This is a genomic window from Pannonibacter sp. I15F10I1, assembly GCF_900185665.1.
GTDB lineage: Bacteria > Pseudomonadota > Alphaproteobacteria > Rhizobiales > Stappiaceae > Pannonibacter > Pannonibacter indicus.
Window position 1 is genome coordinate 373731 of sequence record NZ_FYAN01000026.1, and the last position, 16592, is coordinate 390322.

The window sequence follows — 16592 nt, forward strand, 5'->3', positions numbered from 1 at the left end:
TCAGGCGCTCCTCAGCCGCGGGTCCAGCCAGGCATTCAGCACATCGGCCAGGAAGGTGAAGACGATGTAGAGCATCGCAAAGATCAGGATGAGCGCCTGCAGGGTCGGCAGGTCGTTGCGGGAAATGGATTCCCAGGCGAGATACCCGGCGCCATGCAGTGCGAAGATGGTTTCCACGATCACCGAGCCGCCGAACATGAAGCCAAGCTGCACGGCGGCGAGGCTTACGACAGGGATGATGGCATTGCGCAGCGCATGCTTGAACATGATGATGCGCCAGTTGAGCCCCTTGGCCCGGGCGGTGCGGATATAGTCGGCGTTCAGCACTTCCAGCATGCCCGCACGGGTCAGGCGCATGATGGCGGGTGTGGCGTAATAGCCGAGCACGACCATGGGCAGGATGTAACCGGTCCACACGCGCGTGCCGGAGGCCGGAACGACGCCGAGATTGACGGCAAAGATGACGATCAGGATCAGAGCGAACCAGAAGCTCGGGATCGCCTGGCCGACAACGGCGATGGTCAGGGCGATGCGGTCGATGATCGTGTTCGGGAAGGCAGCAGCAATGACGCCCATCGGAATGGCAACGATGAGGGCAAAGCTCATGCCCAGGCTGCCGACGATGAAGGTGACGGGCAGCCGGTCGGCAATGAGATCAGCCACCGGCACCTTGAAATAGTAGCTCATGCCGAAATCGCCGGAGAGCGCCCGCATCAGCCACTCTGCGTATTGGGTCAGCAAAGGCTTGTCGAAGCCGTACTGGGCCCGGATGGCGGCAATGGCTTCCGGCGGAGCTTCATGGCCGGCGATGGCGATGGCCGGGTCGCCTGCCATGAACAGCAGCATGAAACTGAAAAAGGAGACCGTCAGCGCCACGAGGGCCGCCAGTCCGAGTTTTGAGAGAATGAATTTGAGCATCTTGCCGCCTGCATGAAAAGGAAGGGAGACGGGCTTGCCGCCTCCGGTCTTGTCTTGGCGCAGCTTCGCCGGGGGCGAAGGCACGGTCGGCCCGGAGCCGGGCGGACCCAGCTCCGGCGGATCAGGAGCTTATTTCCAGCTGATCTCGTTGAACCGCACCAGCTCGTCCGGGGTGGGGGTGAAGGACACGTCCTGGCCCATCACGTAGTTGGACGAATAGGTCCACAGCGGCACCCAGTAGGCCTTGTCGACGATGTAGGTCAGGGCTTCCTTGTAGGCGGCCTTGCGCTCGTCGTCGTTCACCGAGAAGTCACCCTTGTCGAGGATGGCCTGCAGGTCCGCGTCACGGGCATCATCCTCGCCCTGCATCTTGAAGAACTGGCTGGCGATGGCCGACACATCGGCGATGGAGTTCGAGCCCCAGGTCTGGAAGGAGATCGCAACCTCGCCCTTGAGGCGCTTTTCGCGCAAGGCCGAGTACTGCAGGTAGTTGAGGTTGGCCCTGATGCCCACGCCAGCCAGCATGCCGATCATGGCTTCGGCGAGCGGACGGTCGCGGTAGGCGTAAAGATCCATCTCGAAGCCGTTCGGGTACCCGGCCTCTGCCAGAAGGGCGCGGGCCTTTTCCTGATCATAGGCATAGGTCGGCAGGTCCTGATCACAGCCGAACTGGACGGGCGAACAGGCGCTGTCCACCACCTGCGACGAGCCCTTCAGCAGCGCATCGACGATGCCCTGCCGGTTGATGGCGTGATAGAGCGCCTGACGCACCCGCACGTCCTTCATCGGCGTGTCGGGAGAGGAGCGGCCGGCGGCATCCATCGACAGATAGCCGATGCGCATGGTTGGGGCGTTGACGATCTGGAACTGCTCCAGCGTCGCCATCTTTTCCGCCTGATCGGCCGGTACGCCCCAAACGAGATCAACGGAGCCGCTGAACAGTTCGGCCATCTGCGTGTTGGTGTCCGGAACGGTGCGGATGTCCACGGTGCCGATGGAGGCTTTCGGCTTTGCCGTTTCGACATATTCGTCAAACCGCTTCAGCACATAGTGCTTGCCGGGATCAAGGCTCTCGACCTTGTAGGGGCCGGTGCCGACCGGCTTGGTCGCAACGCCGTCCGGGCCGACGGCGGCATAATATTCGTTGGGGTGAATGATCACGCCGTTGGCGAGATATTCAAGCGCAGCCGGGAAGGGGCCCTTGGTGTGGATGCGGACCGTGTACTGGTCCACTTTCTCGGCATGGTCGATCCAGCTGGTCTTGGCGGTTGCCTTGATGCCGTTCTTCGGATCGACCGTGTAGTTCAGGGTGTAGACGACGTCATCGGCGTCGAAGTCCTCGCCATTGTGGAACTTGACGCCTTCGCGCAGCTTGAGTTCCAGGGTCTTGTCGTCCACCCAGCTCCAGCTGGTGGCCAGAACGCCCTTGTATTCGCCGGTTTCCTGATCGCGGTAAACCAGTTCATCCCAGATGGCGGTGGCTAGAAGCAGGCCTTCACGGGCCGTGTTGAAGTAAGGGTCGATGTGCTCAACTTCCTTCGTGAAGGCAATGTTGAGCGTATCGTCCGCCTTGCCGGCGAGTGCGGAGGTGGTGAGCAGGCATGCAGGCAGGATCGCTGCCGCGGCAGTCGTCAAAAGCTTCATCAATCTTCCCCTCTTGCCCGTTTCGAGCTTGTTACATTGTCAGCGTACGCGATTTTTCATTTTTGTACACAAAAAATGACACTCTACATGCAATCGGGTGTTACGCTGTCTTGACCTTGCGGGAAGTCCGGCTTCCCGCCATAGAGGTTTGCGGGAGAAGGAGAACGGCTGTGAGCACTGTCAGACTGCCAACCGCAGAACATATCTTTGAACAGCTTGAGGGCCTTATCGCCGAGGGGCGCTTCAGCCAGGGGGAACGGCTGGACGAGGTGTCGCTGGCCCGTGAGTTTGGCGTGTCGCGCACGCCGCTGCGCGAGGCCTTGCGGCTGCTGGCCGCCTCCGGCCTGGTCGAACTTATCCACAACCGCGGCGCCTTCGTCCGCCAGCCCGACTTCGTGCGGCTGGTGGAGATGTTCGAGGTGATGGCCGAGCTTGAGGCCTGGTGCGCCCGTCTTGCCGCGGCCCGGATCACGGCCGCCCAGCTGATGCTGCTGCGCCGGGCGGCGGATGGATGCGAGCGGGCCTTCGCCGCCGGCGATTTCCGCAAGTACTACGACGAGAACGCCATCTTTCACGGCCTGATCTATGATGCGTCCGGCAACAGTTTTCTGGCGGAAGAAACGCGCGCCATGCAGCGCCGCCTCAGGCCTTTCCGGCAGGCACAGCTTTCTGCCGCAGACCGGCTGCGCGCCTCCATGCAGGAGCACCGGGACATCCTCAACGCTCTGGAGGCCGGGGACACGGCTGCGGCCGAGCGGCTGATGCGCTCCCACATTCAGGTGCAGGCGGCCGTTTACGGCGAATTGCGCGGTGAATTTGCCATGCGCACGCTGGAGCAGGCCAGCGCCTGACTTCGGCTCCGGCGCGCGGGTCACGGGCCGCCGGTGATCGGCTCGCCCAGCGCGATGCGCATGGAATTGGTGATGTGGAGGTTCAGCGCCTGCTGTGCTTCGGCATGCCGCCCCTCCGCCATGGGCTCCAGAAAAGCCAGATGCTCGCGGATGACGCGCACCGCATTGGCTGGTGTCACCTTGATCTGCGATTGCACTGCCATGCGCACCTTGATGGCATTGACGCGGTAGACATTGCTCATCACCGCATTGCCCAGCGCCGCAATCAGGCCCTCATGCATTTCCCAGTCGAGATGCTGGATCATGTGGGCGGCGGCGTCATGGCCTGCGGGGTCTGCCTGCAACAGCTGCGCCTGGCCTTCCTGGTGCCGGGCAATCCAGTTTCTCAGCAAGGTAGGGTCGAGTTTGGCGGCGATCTCCGGCAGGGCTGCGACTTCGAGCAGGCGGCGCATCTGATAGGCATCACGAACGAAGTGAATGTCGAGCCCCGGCACCATCAGGCCGCGTTTGGGCACGGTCACCAGCAGGCCTTCTGCCTCGAATCGGGGGATGGCTTCACGCACGGCGCCGAGGGTTGCGCCGGTCATATCCATCAGTTCACGCTGGCTGATGAGTTGCCCGGGGCGCAGGCGGCCTGAGTTCAGCAGCTCTTCGATCCCCTCATAGGCGGCCTGACGCAGAGAGACAGGCTTTGCCGCCGCACCTTCTGCCTCAGGCGTCCGGCCGTTCTGCCGGGATATCGTTTGCGTGTTCATTCCTGCTTTACTCAGATTGCTAACCGCATGCTGACATGTTACGACACTGTCACGCCGTTTTCCAGTGGGGTGAATTTCACGCTGGTCTGGGGACGGGGCGGCCAGCCGGCTTGGAGGAGCAAGACCGGGGCCATAACAAGACCGATCTGGGAGGATATGATGGATCTGAGCCTGACCCGCCGCAAGTTTCTGAGCACCGTTGCTGCCGTCTCCGCGGGCGCAGCCGTTCTGTGCACGATTCCGGCACTCGCCGCTGACAAGATCACCCTGCGCATGTCGACCCCCGCGACCGAGACGGACAGCCGCACCGTGGCGCTGTCCACCATCTTCGCTCCGGCGATTGCAGAATTTGCCGAGTATCAGCCGCATTATAATGCCTCGCTGTTCAAGCAGGGCACTGAACTGGAGGCCATCGCCCGCGGCAACCTGGAAATGGCCATCACCTCGGCGCAGGAACTGGCGGCCATTTTCCCGGAATTCTCCATCTTCACCGCCGGTTACCTGCACAAGGACGCCGAGCACCAGAAAAAGGTGTTTGCCGCCGAATTCATGCAGCCGCTGAAGCAGAAGGTTGAGGACGAGCTTGGCGTCAAGCTGCTCTCCGTCATGTATCTCGGCCGGCGCCAGCTGAACCTGCGCACGGACAAGGAAATCAAGACCCCGGCAGACCTTGCAGGCGTCAAGCTGCGCATGCCCGGTTCCGAAGCCTGGCAGTTCCTCGGCAAGGCGCTTGGCGCGAGCCCGGTGCCGATGGCTTTCACGGAAGTCTACACCGGCCTGCAGACCGGCGCGATTGATGCTCAGGACAACCCGCTGCCGACGAACCGCGACGTGAAGTTCTATGAAGTCACCAAGCAGATCGTTCTGACCTCGCATCTGGTGGACCTCAACTACATTGCCTTCTCCAAGAAGGTCTGGGACAGCCTGACCGCAGAACAGCAGGCCGCCGTGCAGAAGGCCGCTGATGAGGCTGCCGAAAGCGGCCGCCAGAAGCAGCTGGCGCTTGAGGCGGAGCTGGAGCAGTTCTTCAAGGATCAGGGGCTCAAGGTCTACACGCCGGATATCGAGGCTTTCCGCACCCATGTGCAGAAGCAGTATCTGGAATCGGACTTCTCCAAGTCCTGGCCGGAAGGCATGGTCGATCAGATCAACGCCCTCTGAGTTCCGGAGATAGAGGTCATGCGTGAAATCGCCCGCCGCTTGCAGGCCGGGGCGGATCATGTGGCGGCGGGCTTGCTCGCCGCCCTGTTCGCCACCTTCATCTTTCAGGTCCTGTCCCGCTATGTCTTCCTGCGGTTTTATCCTGGGATCGAGATCGGCTGGACGGTGGAATTCAGCATGACACTGTGGCTGTGGGTGGTGCTCTGGGGGACGGCGTTCTGCCTCCCGGAAACCTCCCATGTCCGCTTCGACCTGTTCTATCAGGCTGCAGGCCGGCGCACGCGCCGTGTCATGGCCCTTGTGGCCGCGCTGGTGATCGTGGCAGCCTTTGCCGCGGCACTTCCCGCCACCTGGGACTACATCACCTTCTACAAGATCAAGAAGAGCGCCATCCTGAAGTGGCGTCTGGACTACGTCTTCGGCATCTATGCGCTGTTCGCTGCGGCCATCATCGGCCGCTACATCTGGCGGGCCGCCAGGATCGTGCGAGGGGAAGCGCCCGGCGAAGACGATACGGACAATTCGGCTGAAATCCTGGCCAATGGGGGAGGGCGGCTGTGACCCTTGCATTCATCGTCTGCCTGGGCGTGCTGCTTGCGCTGGCCGCCCTCGGGGCGCCCATTGCCCTGTCCATGATCGTGTCCTCGATCGTCTATGTGGCCATGCGCGGTCAGGATATGGCGCTGCCCGCAGAGCAGCTGATTCAGGGCATCTATGACAGCTATGTCATTCTCGCCGTGCCGCTGTTCATCGTGGCCGCCAACATCATGAATGCGGGAACCGTGTCCGAACGGCTGCTCGGCTTTGTCGTGGCCATTGTCGGGCGCTTCCGGGGCGGGCTCGGCCATGTGAATGTGGTGGCAAGCCTCATCTTCGCCGGCATGTCCGGCTCGGCGGTTGCCGATGCGGCCGGTATCGGCAAGCTGATCATCAACATGATGCGCGAGGGCGGGCGCTATACGGCCGGTTATGCGGCGGCGATCACGGCGGCTTCTTCCACCATCGGCCCCATCATTCCCCCGTCGATCCCGATGGTGCTTTATGCGCTCGTGTCGGACCAGTCGATCGGCTACCTGTTCCTCGGCGGCATCGTGCCGGGCCTGATCATGGGGGCCGTGCTTATGCTGATGAACGCCCGCATTTCTGCGCGGCGCGGCTTCAAGCTGGAGGAGCCGGTTCCGGTCCGGCAGATCCCGCGCCTGACGGTCAATGCCTTTCCGGCGCTGATGATGCCGGTGATCCTGCTGGTCGGCATCTACGGCGGCATGACCACGCCGACGGAAGCCGCCGCTCTGGCTGCGCTTTATGCCCTGTTCCTGTCGGTGGTGTTCTACCGGGCGCTGTCGTTCCGCGCGTTCTGGGACATCATGCGCGTCAGCGCAAGGCAGTCGGCCTCGGTGGGCGTCGTCATCGGCGGGGCGCTGATCTTCAACTACATCGTCGCCTCGGAGAATATTCCGGCGCATATGCGGGCCTTCGCCGGAGCGCTCGACATTTCGCCGCTGATGTTCCTGCTGATGATCAACGTGCTGCTGCTGCTGCTCGGCTGTCTTCTGGATGCCTCGACGCTGATCCTCGTCATCATTCCGCTGTTCCTGCCGGCCTGCCGCGAGCTTGGCATCGATCTGGTGCATTTCGGTGTCGTGGCCATCGTCAACTGCATGATCGGCCTGATCACGCCGCCTTATGGTATCGTGCTTTTCGTCATCAACGCCGTCACCGGCATTTCCCTGCGCGAGATGATCCGCGAGATCTGGCCCTTCCTCGGGGCGCTTCTGGCGGCGCTGCTGGCGCTCATCCTCTTCCCTGATCTGGTCCTCTGGCTGCCCCGCATGTTCGGCTACGCCGGCTGACCTCACCTGTCCTTAATGCTGAAAGGAACCTGACGTGTTCGCTCCTATTGGCGGAATTGTGCCCGTTGTCCTGACCCCGTTTACCCCGGACAACCGGATCGACTGGGAGGGCTACGAGGCCCTGATCGAGTGGTATCTGGCCCATGGCAGCGAGGCGCTCTTTGCCGTCTGCCAGTCTTCCGAAATGCAGTTCCTGAGCCTTGAGGAGCGGGTGGACCTTGCCCGCTTCACCATGGAGAAGGTGATGGGCCGCGTGCCGGTCGTCGCCTCGGGCCACATCTCGGACAGCGCCGAAGACCAGAAGGCGGAAATGACCGCCATTGCCGCCACGGGCGTTGACGGGCTGGTGCTGGTGACCAACCGCCTGGCGCAGAAGGACGAGGGGACGGATGTGTTCCGCGCCCGCCTCGATGATCTTCTGGCAGCTCTGCCGAAGGATGTACCGCTGGGCCTCTACGAATGCCCTGCGCCGTACCGCCGCCTGCTGACGGATGACGAGATCAGATTCTGTGCAGACACAGGCCGCTTCCTGATGCTGAAGGATGTTTCCTGCAATCTGGACGTGGTCAAGCGGCGCGTCGCCCTGACCAATGGCTCGCCGCTTGCCATCAGCAATGCCAATGCGGCCATTGCCTATCCGGCGATGCAGGCAGGCTCCAAGGGCTTCTGCGGTGTCATGAACAACGTGCATCCGGACCTCTACCGCTGGCTGGAAGATCACGGAACCTCTCATCCGGAACTGGCCGAGGAACTGGCCGTGTTCCTCGCCCTTGCCGCCATGTGCGAGCCGATGGGCTATCCGAAGCTTGCCAAGGTCTATCACCAGCGCCTCGGCACCTTCCGGCATGACCACTGCCGCACCATCACCTATGACATCTTCGACAAGTTCTGGGCGCTGGATGTGATCCTCGACCGGATTGAGCAGGGCACGGCGCAGTTCCGTGAAAAGATTGCAGCGCTCGGCTGATACCCGCACTCAACGGGCTTGACCGCTTGAGTGCTGGTCAAGCCCGTGCGGCGCATGAGCAATTTCAAGGCGTGATGCGGCAGCATCGAACGCCCTTGTATGCGGAGCTGCCGGCAAGGCCGGATGGAACCTTCCCTGGACTTGCGGAATTTGACGAGGGCGTTAGTCCTTGTCCAAAGCGGCGGTGATCCGTTGCGCGCAAGTCCATGGAGCCGCCCTGCATGTTCAGCCAGACGCCTGTTCTTCAGTCCCGCAAGCCCCTCCAGGCCGTCTTGAGAGACCGGGCAGTCAGGCTGAAGATCAGCACGGGCGCTCTGCTGCTCGCCCTGTTGATGGGCGGAACTGCCCTGCCGCCATCTGCCTTTGCGCAGCGGCAAGAAGACCTCACCATCCCGCAGGACATGACCCGCTACATTGGGCCTGTGGTGGCGGAGCGGGATGATCTGCGGCAGGCGCTGACCCATGAGCTTGCCGAGAAGGAACCGTCGCGGGCGGGCAAGCTCATCACTACGCTGGTCAACAGGACGGCAACCGCCGGCGGCTGGCCCGAAACCTATGCCGTCATTGCCGCACAGGCGGCTCCGCTGATGGAGCGGCTGGAGGGAACTGAGCTTGACGCCTTTCTGTTCGATTTCTCTGTCGCTGCCGGCAATGCCGGAAAGCCCGCCGAGCAGGATGCCTTGCTGCGGCAGATGGTTGAAGGGGCGCAGGAGAACAAGACGGAGGACGCCCGCCGCTACCACCGCGCGCTGGTGAACAAGGCCTATGCGCTTCTGTCCACGGACCGGGACGATGAGGCCTTCGACGCCCTCATGGCCGCGCTGGACACGCTGGAGGCCTCCCGCGAGGACGGCCACTTCTTCAACACCGTGTCCGAGGGCGGTGATGCCTTCATGACCCACGGCTCTGCGGAGATGGCAGCCGAAATCTACGAGCGCGGCATGACCTCGCCGCTGTTCGCCAGCACCACGAGCCCCGGCCGCGCCTTCCTCATGTTCAACTATGCCGTCTTCCTGCGTGATACGGGGGCGTATGACGAGGCGCTGCGGCTGCACCTGCCCGCGATGAACGAGCTCTTCAGCATCTTCGGGCCGGAGAGCAAGGAGGGCTACGATGCCTATGACGGCCTTGCCCAGACCATGCATGCCGCCGGGCAGCTGGCGGGGGCGGAGGCGGCCTACAGCTATATGGTGCCGCAGATGTGGCGCCTGTTCGGGGCGGACGATCCGGACTACTGGCGTGTCAGGAACAATCATGCAGCCGTGCTGCGCTCGCTGAAGCTGCCGTCCGATGCGCTGATCATCGACTTTGACGTCTACCTGAAGCGCCATGACAAATACGGCAATGCGGCGCCCCTGACGCTGGCGTCGGCCCTGAACATGGCCCATGACCAGCTGGATCTGGAACGCTGGGAGGATGCGGAGCGGACGCTGAAGTCGCTTGAGTCCATCGCCACCGATATGGACTACGCGCCGCGCTACATCCAGATGATCGCTGCCTGGCGCGATTATGTGGCTTACCGCAGCGGTGTGAAGACGATTGAGGATGCGGCGCTGCGTGATACGGCCGGGCTTGAAGGGCGTACTGCCGGAACCGAGCAGCGGCTGGCCTATCTTGATCTCTATGCCTCGGAGGCGGAGCGGCGGGGCTATGACGATCTGGCGCTGACCTACCGCGAGAGCGCCCGGGATGTGGCCTATGAGCGGTTCACGGACGCTCATCCCTTGAGTTTCGACGCGGAGCTTGCGCGCCTGCGGCTGCTGAGCCGGTTGAAGCCGGAAGAGGCCGCAGAGGGCTTCCGCCAGCTGGATGCAGCGATGTCCGGCTGGACAAGGGCTAATGTGACCGCAGCAGGTAGTCTCAGCGCCGCCCGCTCGGCGCGCATTCTGGCCGATGACATGCTGGCGGCCTTTGCGGATTTTACGCGGGACAACGCGGATGCGGCCCGCCACTTCGCCGCCTCGCTGGACAGCTGGAAGACCCTGACGCGCCAGACCGAGCTCGATCTGCGCCGGGAAGCCGAAACAACGCAGGACCAGGCCTACCGGGAGCTGATCCTCACCTATTTCCGCAAGTCCGGCCGTTTCCGCGAGCTGGTGACGGGCACGCTCTATACGGACGAACTCGATCCCCAGCGGCAGGAAATGGAGGAGGCCCGCAAGGCACTCAACGAGGCCCGTGCGGCGCGTGGCCTGACCGAGGTGACACCCTGGTTCCGTGGGCCGGTGACGGTTCCAGAAGCGGTTGCCGAACCGGAAGCGGGGGATGTGATCGTGGATCTTGCGGTCACCCGCAGATGGCCGGTGGAGCGCCGGGGCTATCCGGATGCTTACGAGCTCCGTGCCGTGATCTCACGTCCCGGCCAGCCGCCGCAGGTGGACCAGATCGGCACCATCCGCATGAAGGACGGCGAGGCCCCGGCAGGTTTCGTGATGAAGGCGATCGAGACGCGCCTTGCCAAGGTTCTGGCTTCGGCCGCCGAGGGCGCGGGCTCGCTTTACATCATCCCGGACGACTCGCTCTATCAGTGGGCGCTTGCCGAACTGAGGACCGGGGATGGCAAGCGGCTGGGCGAGCTGGTGGACGTGCATCTCATCACCAGCCGGGAGGCCTATGCCTACCGGGACAGCCACAGCAGGCCGGAACCGGGCGCGGGGATTCTGCTGGCTGGCGGGCTGGACTATGGGCCCGATGCCAGTGTGGTGCCCTTGCCAGGAACGGCCAGCGAGGTTCAGGCGATTGCGGAGCTTGCCGGTGCGGCCGGCTTCAAGCCCAGCCTTCTCACCGGCAAGACGGCGACTGAGAGCGGAGTGCGGGCCGGGGTGGAAAGCTCTTCCATCATCCATCTCGCCACCCATGGCTTCTACCGGGAAGACGATGGCGGCGCCGCGCGGCTGACCAATACGGGTTTCGTGCTGGCGGATCTCAAGGACAGTGGCGAGGGCGATGATCCGTCCGACAATGTTGTCCATGCCCGCGAGGTGCTGGACTGGAACCTGAGCGGCGCCGGGCTTGTCATCATCGCCGCCTGTGAAACCGCACTGGGAGACCCAGGGGTCACGGCCACGGTGCGCGGCCTGCCGATGGCGCTGTCCATCGCCGGTGCCCGCCGCTCGCTGCTGACCATCGACAATGTGCCGGACCGGGCGACCTCCCGTTTCATGATCCGCTTTCATGAACACCTGCTGCGCGACGGCATGACCTATTCCAAGGCCTTCATCGCCACCAAGCGCGATGCCTGGGCCGGGCGGATCGAGGGCGTCGATCCGGAGCTGACCTATGCCTTCGTGCTGTTCGAGCACTGAGGCCGGGTCAGATGTGCCGCCAAGAGGCGTTGAGGCGCGCACGGGCATACCGGGAATTACACATTGGCAGGGCTGAGGCTTAGTCTTATATTTTCAAAATAATGAAAATATGGGAATCCCAATGCCCGCATCGACTTGTCCCGTTCCTTCCGCGCCGCTGCGCGGCCTTTGTGATCCTCAGCGCCTGATCTGCATGGCCGCTGTCATTGCCGCCTTGCTGCTGCCCGCGGGGGCCGGTGCGGCTGATCTGGCGGTCCAGCCGCTGGAGGTGACCGACTGGAAGGCGGTCTATGCGACCGTCGAACCGGCCGTCCGGGTGCCGGTGCGGGCCCGCACGCAAGGCACGGTGACGGAGCTCGCCGTGAAAGAGGGCGATGCCCTGCAGGCGGGGCAGAGGATTGGCCGCATCGTCGATGAGAAGCTGGCGCTGCGGCGGCAGGCGCTCAGCGCCCAGATTGCGGCAGCGCAGTCCGAAGCGGCCAATCTGGAGACGGAGGCCGGCCGGGCGCGGCAGCTGCTGGCGCGCGGCACCATCTCGCAGGCCCGTGTCGATCAGCTTGAAACCCAGCTGGAGGTGGCGCGCAACAGCCTGAGAGCCGCCGAAGCCGAGCGCGATGTGCTGGACCAGCAGGAGCGGGAAGGCGAGATACTGGCGGCCGCCAGCGGCCGTGTCCTGTCCGTGCCCGTCGCACTGGGGGCGCTGGTGATGCCGGGCGAAACCATTGCCGAAATCGCACGCGAAGGCTTCATCCTGCGGCTGGAGCTTCCCGAACGCCATGCGGGTCTGATGAAGGCCGGAGACACCCTGCACCTGCCGCAAGAGGCGGGCGCTGCCCGGCGCAGCGGCGAGATCACGCTGGTCTATCCGGAGCTGCGCGGCGGGCGGGTGATTGCCGATGCCTCTGCGCCGGACATGGGCGATTTTTTCGTCGGCGAACGGATTCCGGTCGAGATCGCCACGGGCACCCGAAGCGTTCTGGCCGTGCCGGAGGCGGCGCTGACCACCCGTTACGGGCTTGATTATGTGCAGCTGCGCCGCAAGGACGGCAGCGCTGCGGCCATCACCGTGCAGCGCGGGCAGGTGTTCGAAGCGCAGGATGGCCCGCAGGTGGAAGTCCTGAGCGGTCTTGCCGCCGGTGATGTGGTGGTTCTGCCATGAGCCAGACACCCAACGGTATGCCGCCGCAGGCAGGCCTCGGCCTGTCGGGCCACCTGACCGCCGCTTTCATCGCCTCGCCGCTGACGCCGCTGCTGCTCTTTGCCTCGCTGATTGTCGGGCTTATCTCGCTGGCAACGCTGCCGCGCGAGGAAGAGCCGCAGATTTCCGTGCCCATGGTGGATATTCTGGTCAACGCCGATGGCCTCAAGGCCCCTGATGCGGTCAAGCTCGTCACCGAGCCGCTGGAGACCATTGTCAAGGCCATCAATGGCGTGGAGCATGTCTATAGCCAGACGCAGGATGACCGGGTCATGGTGACGGCCCGGTTTCTGACCGGCACGCCCTCCGACAGCGCCATCCTGCGGGTGCATGAGAAAATCCGCGCCAACATGGACCGCATTCCTTCCGGCATTCCCGAGCCGCTCGTCGTCGGGCGCGGGGTGGATGATGTGGCCATCGTGGTGGCAACGCTTGCCCCGGATGCGGCCTCGGCAGAAAACTGGAGCCCGTCAGCGCTCTACGGCCTGGCGCAGGAAGTGCGCACGTCGCTGGCGCGGCTGGATGACGTGGGGCTGACCTATCTGGTGGGCACGGGCCCGGACGAAATCCGGGTGGAGCCGGACCCGGAACGGCTGTCACGGCTCAACGTGACGCTGGACCAGCTTCTGGGCAAGATCACCAGCGCCAACCGTTCGTTCCTCGCCGGCACCGTGCGGCAGGATGGTGAGGCGCTGCAGGCTGTGGCGGGGCAGACGCTCGGCACCATTCCGGCCATCGGCAACCTCTTGATCACCAGCCGCGATGGACGTCCGGTCTATGTCAAGGACGTGGCCACCATCACGGTTGGCGCAGGCACGGAAGACCGTCAGGTCTGGCATTACGGCCGTGACGCGTCCTCCGGCAGCCTGACGCCGGTGCCGGCCGTCTCCATTGCCGTGGCCAAGCGGGCAGGGGCCAATGCGGTGCTGATCGCCGAAGAGGTCCGCGAGCATCTGGAGAGCCTTGAAGGCTCACTGATCTCGGAGGGCGTCTCCGTCCACATCACCCGCGATTATGGCGAAACGGCCAATGAAAAGGCCAATGAACTGCTGTTCCATCTGGCGCTGGCCACCGTGTCCATCGTCATTCTGGTGGTGGTGGCCATCGGCTGGCAGGCGGGGCTGGTGGTGGCCATCGTCATTCCCGTGACGATCCTGCTGACGCTCTTTGCCGCCCAGATGATGGGCTACACCATCAACCGGGTGAGCCTGTTTGCGCTGATCTTTGCCATCGGCATTCTGGTGGATGATGCCATCGTGGTGATCGAGAACATCGCCCGCCACTGGGCCATGAATGATGGCCGCAGCCGGGCCAGCGCAGCGATTGCCGCCGTGGCGGAGGTCGGCAATCCGACGATCATCGCCACGCTGACGGTGGTGGCCGCCCTGCTGCCGATGATGTTCGTCTCCGGCATGATGGGCCCCTACATGAGCCCGATCCCGGCCGTGGCCTCGGCGGCGATGCTGTTCTCCTTCTTCGTCGCCGTGGTGCTGACACCCTGGGCCATGCTGAAGATCGCCGGGCGCAAGGCGGGCGAGGGCCACCACGAGGCAGCTGATGGGGGCAAGCTGGGGTGGATCTTCCGCGCCGCTGCACGGCCAGTGCTGAAGACGCGGGGCCGGGCGCTTGCCTTCCTGCTGCTGGTCGGCGTGGCCACGCTTGCCAGCATGGTGCTGATCTACACCCGGCATGTGACGGTGAAGCTGCTGCCTTTCGACAACAAGTCGGAGGTGCAGGTGGTGCTGGACATGCCGGAGGGCACGGCGCTGGAAATGACCGCCCGCCAGCTGGGCGAGGCTGTGCGCCTGCTGGAAGGCGTGCCGGAGATCCTGTCCGTCCAGGCCCATGCCGGGACGGCTGCGCCTTTCAACTTCAACGGCCTTGTGCGGCATTACTTCCTGCGCAGCGGGCCGGAACTGGGCGACCTGCAGGTCAACCTCCTGCCCAAGGGCGAGAGGTCCCGCGAGAGCCACGCTATTGCGCTTGAAATCCGTGAGCGGCTGGCGGGGCTTGATCTGCCGCTCGGCGCCTCGGTGAAGGTGGTGGAAGTGCCGCCCGGACCGCCGGTGATGGCGACGTTGCAGGCGGAAATCTATGGGCCGGACCCCGACACACGCCGGGCCGTGGCCCAAAGGGTCGCGGACGTCTTCAAGGCCGTGCCCTACATCGTCGATATCGATCTCAGCCAGGGGCTTCCTGCCGAGCGCATCCGCATCGAGATCGACAGCGAGAATCTGGAGTTCCATGGCGTCTCGGAGGCTGACGTCTACCAGACCATCAGCACGCTTCTCGGCGTCACGCCTGCGGGCTATTCGCACCGGGGCGAGGGGCGGGCGCCGCTCGCCATTGTTCTGGCGCTGCCGAAGGCGGACCGGAGCCTCGGACAGAGGCTTCTCTCGACGCCCGTGGCCGCCAATGCCATGCCGGGCAGCCGGGGTGTCGTCGAACTGGGGGACGTGGTGCGCCTCACCCGCGAACCGGCGTCCCACCTCATCTACCGCCACAATGGCCGCCCGGCCGAACTGGTGACGGCGGAGCTCGCCGGGGAGTTCGAGGCGCCCATCTACGGCATGCTGGCGGTGGCGGACGGCATTGATGCGGCAGACTGGGCGGATCTGCCGAAGCCGCAGATCAGCTATCACGGCCAGCCTGTCAGCGATGACGAAACCGTGCTTCTGTGGGACGGGGAGTGGGAGGTGACCTTCATCACCTTCCGCGACATGGGCGCGGCCTTTGCCGTGGCGCTGCTCGGCATCTACGTGCTGGTGGTGGGGCAGTTCCGCTCCTTCACCGTGCCGCTGGTGATCCTGACGCCGGTGCCGCTGACACTCATCGGCATTCTGCTCGGGCACTGGATCTTCGGCGCGCCTTTTTCCGCCACCTCGATGATCGGTTTCATCGCGCTGGCCGGTATCATCGTGCGCAACTCGATCCTGCTGGTGGATTTCATCCGCCATGCCCGCAAGCCGGAACGCTCCCTGCGCGATGTGCTGCTGGAGGCCGGGTCCATCCGTTTCAAGCCGATCCTGCTGACGGCTGTGGCGGCGATGATCGGCGCCGCGGTGATCCTCACCGATCCGATCTTCCAGGGGCTGGCGATTTCGCTGCTCTTCGGCCTTGCATCCTCGACGCTGCTCACCGTGCTGGTGATCCCGGCGATCTATGTGGTGCTGCGGGAGGATGGCCGGGCGTGAGGCAACGGCCTGAGATGTTCTTGTCTCAGGCCGTCCTTTTCCTCACTGCGCCATGGCACCATTGGCAAAGGCGATGACGCCGTCGGCGATGAACTGGATGGATAGGGCCGCCAGAAGCACGCCCAGAAGCCGGGTGACGACCATCTGCACCGTGTCGCCCATCAGCCGCTCGATCTTGTCGGCCAGCAGGAACGCGCCCATGCAGCAGGCAAGTATGCTGAGGATGACGCCGCCCACACCGGCGTAGGTCGCCGTATCCGGCGCCTGGCTCGACAGCAGGATGACGGCGGAAATCGCCGCAGGGCCGGCTATCAGCGGGATGGAGAGCGGGAACACGGCGAGGGCATGAAGATCCTGCCGGCTGTGCTCCACGGCCTTCTCGGCCGTCTCCGACTTGCGCTTGTTGCGATGGTCGAACACCATTTCAAAGGCGATGGCAAACAGCAGCAGGCCGCCCGCAACGCGGAAGGCCGGAACGGAGATGCCCAGAAGGTTCAAAACCGTCTGGCCGCTGAAGAAGAAGACGAAGAGAATGGCCCCCGCCGTCAGCGTCGCCCGCACCGCCACGCGGCGCCGGTCGGCGGCGGAAACGCCAGAGGTCAGCGCCAGGAACATGGGTGCCAGACCCACCGGATCAATGGTGACGAAGAGCGTGGCAAATGCGTTCAGGATGAACTCGATCAAGACCATTCCCCCCAAGGATTCCGGAGACCTTATGCTTCTTTATAGCAGCGCAGCGGGCCATT

General features: G+C 64.1%; 12 protein-coding genes. 8 read left to right on the forward strand and 4 right to left on the reverse strand.

Annotated elements, in window-relative coordinates:
* Together IF10I1_RS14995 and IF10I1_RS15000 are read right to left on the reverse strand one after the other, a co-directional pair.
* Entirely contained in the window at positions 1-918 is a 918-nt protein-coding gene (locus tag IF10I1_RS14995) for an ABC transporter permease (protein ID WP_058900817.1), read from the reverse strand.
* Between the two features lie 129 nt (positions 919-1047).
* Positions 1048-2562 (reverse strand): ABC transporter substrate-binding protein, encoded by a 1515-nt coding sequence (locus tag IF10I1_RS15000; protein ID WP_186393400.1) that lies wholly within the window; start codon positions 2560-2562, stop codon positions 1048-1050.
* A gap of 170 nt (positions 2563-2732) precedes the next feature.
* Here IF10I1_RS15000 and IF10I1_RS15005 point away from each other — a divergent pair, with 170 nt between their 5' ends.
* Positions 2733-3413 (forward strand): GntR family transcriptional regulator, encoded by a 681-nt coding sequence (locus IF10I1_RS15005; protein WP_094461777.1) that lies wholly within the window; start codon positions 2733-2735, stop codon positions 3411-3413.
* Between the two features lie 20 nt (positions 3414-3433).
* On the opposite strand, the gene IF10I1_RS15010 is transcribed toward IF10I1_RS15005, so the two are convergent.
* Positions 3434-4168, reverse strand: coding sequence for a GntR family transcriptional regulator (locus IF10I1_RS15010; protein WP_208977429.1), 735 nt, complete (start codon positions 4166-4168; stop codon positions 3434-3436).
* Between the two features lie 159 nt (positions 4169-4327).
* On the opposite strand from IF10I1_RS15010, the gene IF10I1_RS15015 reads away from it, so the two are divergent.
* The 7 genes from IF10I1_RS15015 (at position 4328) to IF10I1_RS15045 (ending at position 15846) form a co-directional block, all read left to right on the forward strand.
* Positions 4328-5329, forward strand: coding sequence for a sialic acid TRAP transporter substrate-binding protein SiaP (locus IF10I1_RS15015; RefSeq protein WP_094462028.1), 1002 nt, complete (start codon positions 4328-4330; stop codon positions 5327-5329).
* A gap of 18 nt (positions 5330-5347) precedes the next feature.
* Positions 5348-5890, forward strand: coding sequence for a TRAP transporter small permease (locus tag IF10I1_RS15020; RefSeq protein WP_186393401.1), 543 nt, complete (start codon positions 5348-5350; stop codon positions 5888-5890).
* The gene (locus tag IF10I1_RS15025) at positions 5887-7182 is read left to right on the forward strand and encodes a TRAP transporter large permease (RefSeq protein WP_050471444.1); all 1296 of its coding nucleotides are present in this window, start codon (positions 5887-5889) and stop codon (positions 7180-7182) included. The genes IF10I1_RS15020 and IF10I1_RS15025 overlap by 4 nt, the downstream gene beginning before the upstream one ends.
* A 34-nt stretch (positions 7183-7216) precedes the next feature.
* A complete protein-coding gene (locus tag IF10I1_RS15030) occupies positions 7217-8149 on the forward strand; it encodes a dihydrodipicolinate synthase family protein (RefSeq protein ID WP_186393403.1) in 933 nt (310 codons plus the stop codon).
* A gap of 221 nt (positions 8150-8370) precedes the next feature.
* Entirely contained in the window at positions 8371-11454 is a 3084-nt protein-coding gene (locus IF10I1_RS15035) for a CHAT domain-containing tetratricopeptide repeat protein (RefSeq protein ID WP_186393404.1), read from the forward strand.
* Between the two features lie 121 nt (positions 11455-11575).
* A complete protein-coding gene (locus IF10I1_RS15040) occupies positions 11576-12613 on the forward strand; it encodes an efflux RND transporter periplasmic adaptor subunit (RefSeq protein ID WP_208977428.1) in 1038 nt (345 codons plus the stop codon).
* Entirely contained in the window at positions 12610-15846 is a 3237-nt protein-coding gene (locus tag IF10I1_RS15045) for an efflux RND transporter permease subunit (protein ID WP_186393405.1), read from the forward strand. The genes IF10I1_RS15040 and IF10I1_RS15045 overlap by 4 nt, the downstream gene beginning before the upstream one ends.
* Before the next feature lie 42 nt (positions 15847-15888).
* Here IF10I1_RS15045 and IF10I1_RS15050 read toward each other — a convergent pair whose 3' ends face one another.
* On the reverse strand, positions 15889-16536 hold the full coding sequence (locus tag IF10I1_RS15050; protein ID WP_050471448.1) for a MarC family protein: 648 nt from the start codon (positions 16534-16536) through the stop codon (positions 15889-15891).
* Positions 16537-16592: the final 56 nt, after the last annotated feature.

Bases quoted from the DNA above. Each gene is read 5' to 3' on its own strand.
- IF10I1_RS15010 (WP_208977429.1), bottom strand. From the start codon at position 4,168: ATGAACACGCAAACGATATCCCGGCAGAACGGCCGGACGCCTGAGGCA.
- IF10I1_RS15050 (WP_050471448.1), bottom strand. From the start codon at position 16,536: ATGGTCTTGATCGAGTTCATCCTGAACGCATTTGCCACGCTCTTCGTC.
- IF10I1_RS15000 (WP_186393400.1), bottom strand. From the start codon at position 2,562: ATGAAGCTTTTGACGACTGCCGCGGCAGCGATCCTGCCTGCATGCCTG.
- IF10I1_RS15015 (WP_094462028.1), top strand. From the start codon at position 4,328: ATGGATCTGAGCCTGACCCGCCGCAAGTTTCTGAGCACCGTTGCTGCC.
- IF10I1_RS15020 (WP_186393401.1), top strand. From the start codon at position 5,348: ATGCGTGAAATCGCCCGCCGCTTGCAGGCCGGGGCGGATCATGTGGCG.
- IF10I1_RS14995 (WP_058900817.1), bottom strand. From the start codon at position 918: ATGCTCAAATTCATTCTCTCAAAACTCGGACTGGCGGCCCTCGTGGCG.
- IF10I1_RS15045 (WP_186393405.1), top strand. From the start codon at position 12,610: ATGAGCCAGACACCCAACGGTATGCCGCCGCAGGCAGGCCTCGGCCTG.
- IF10I1_RS15040 (WP_208977428.1), top strand. From the start codon at position 11,576: ATGCCCGCATCGACTTGTCCCGTTCCTTCCGCGCCGCTGCGCGGCCTT.
- IF10I1_RS15035 (WP_186393404.1), top strand. From the start codon at position 8,371: ATGTTCAGCCAGACGCCTGTTCTTCAGTCCCGCAAGCCCCTCCAGGCC.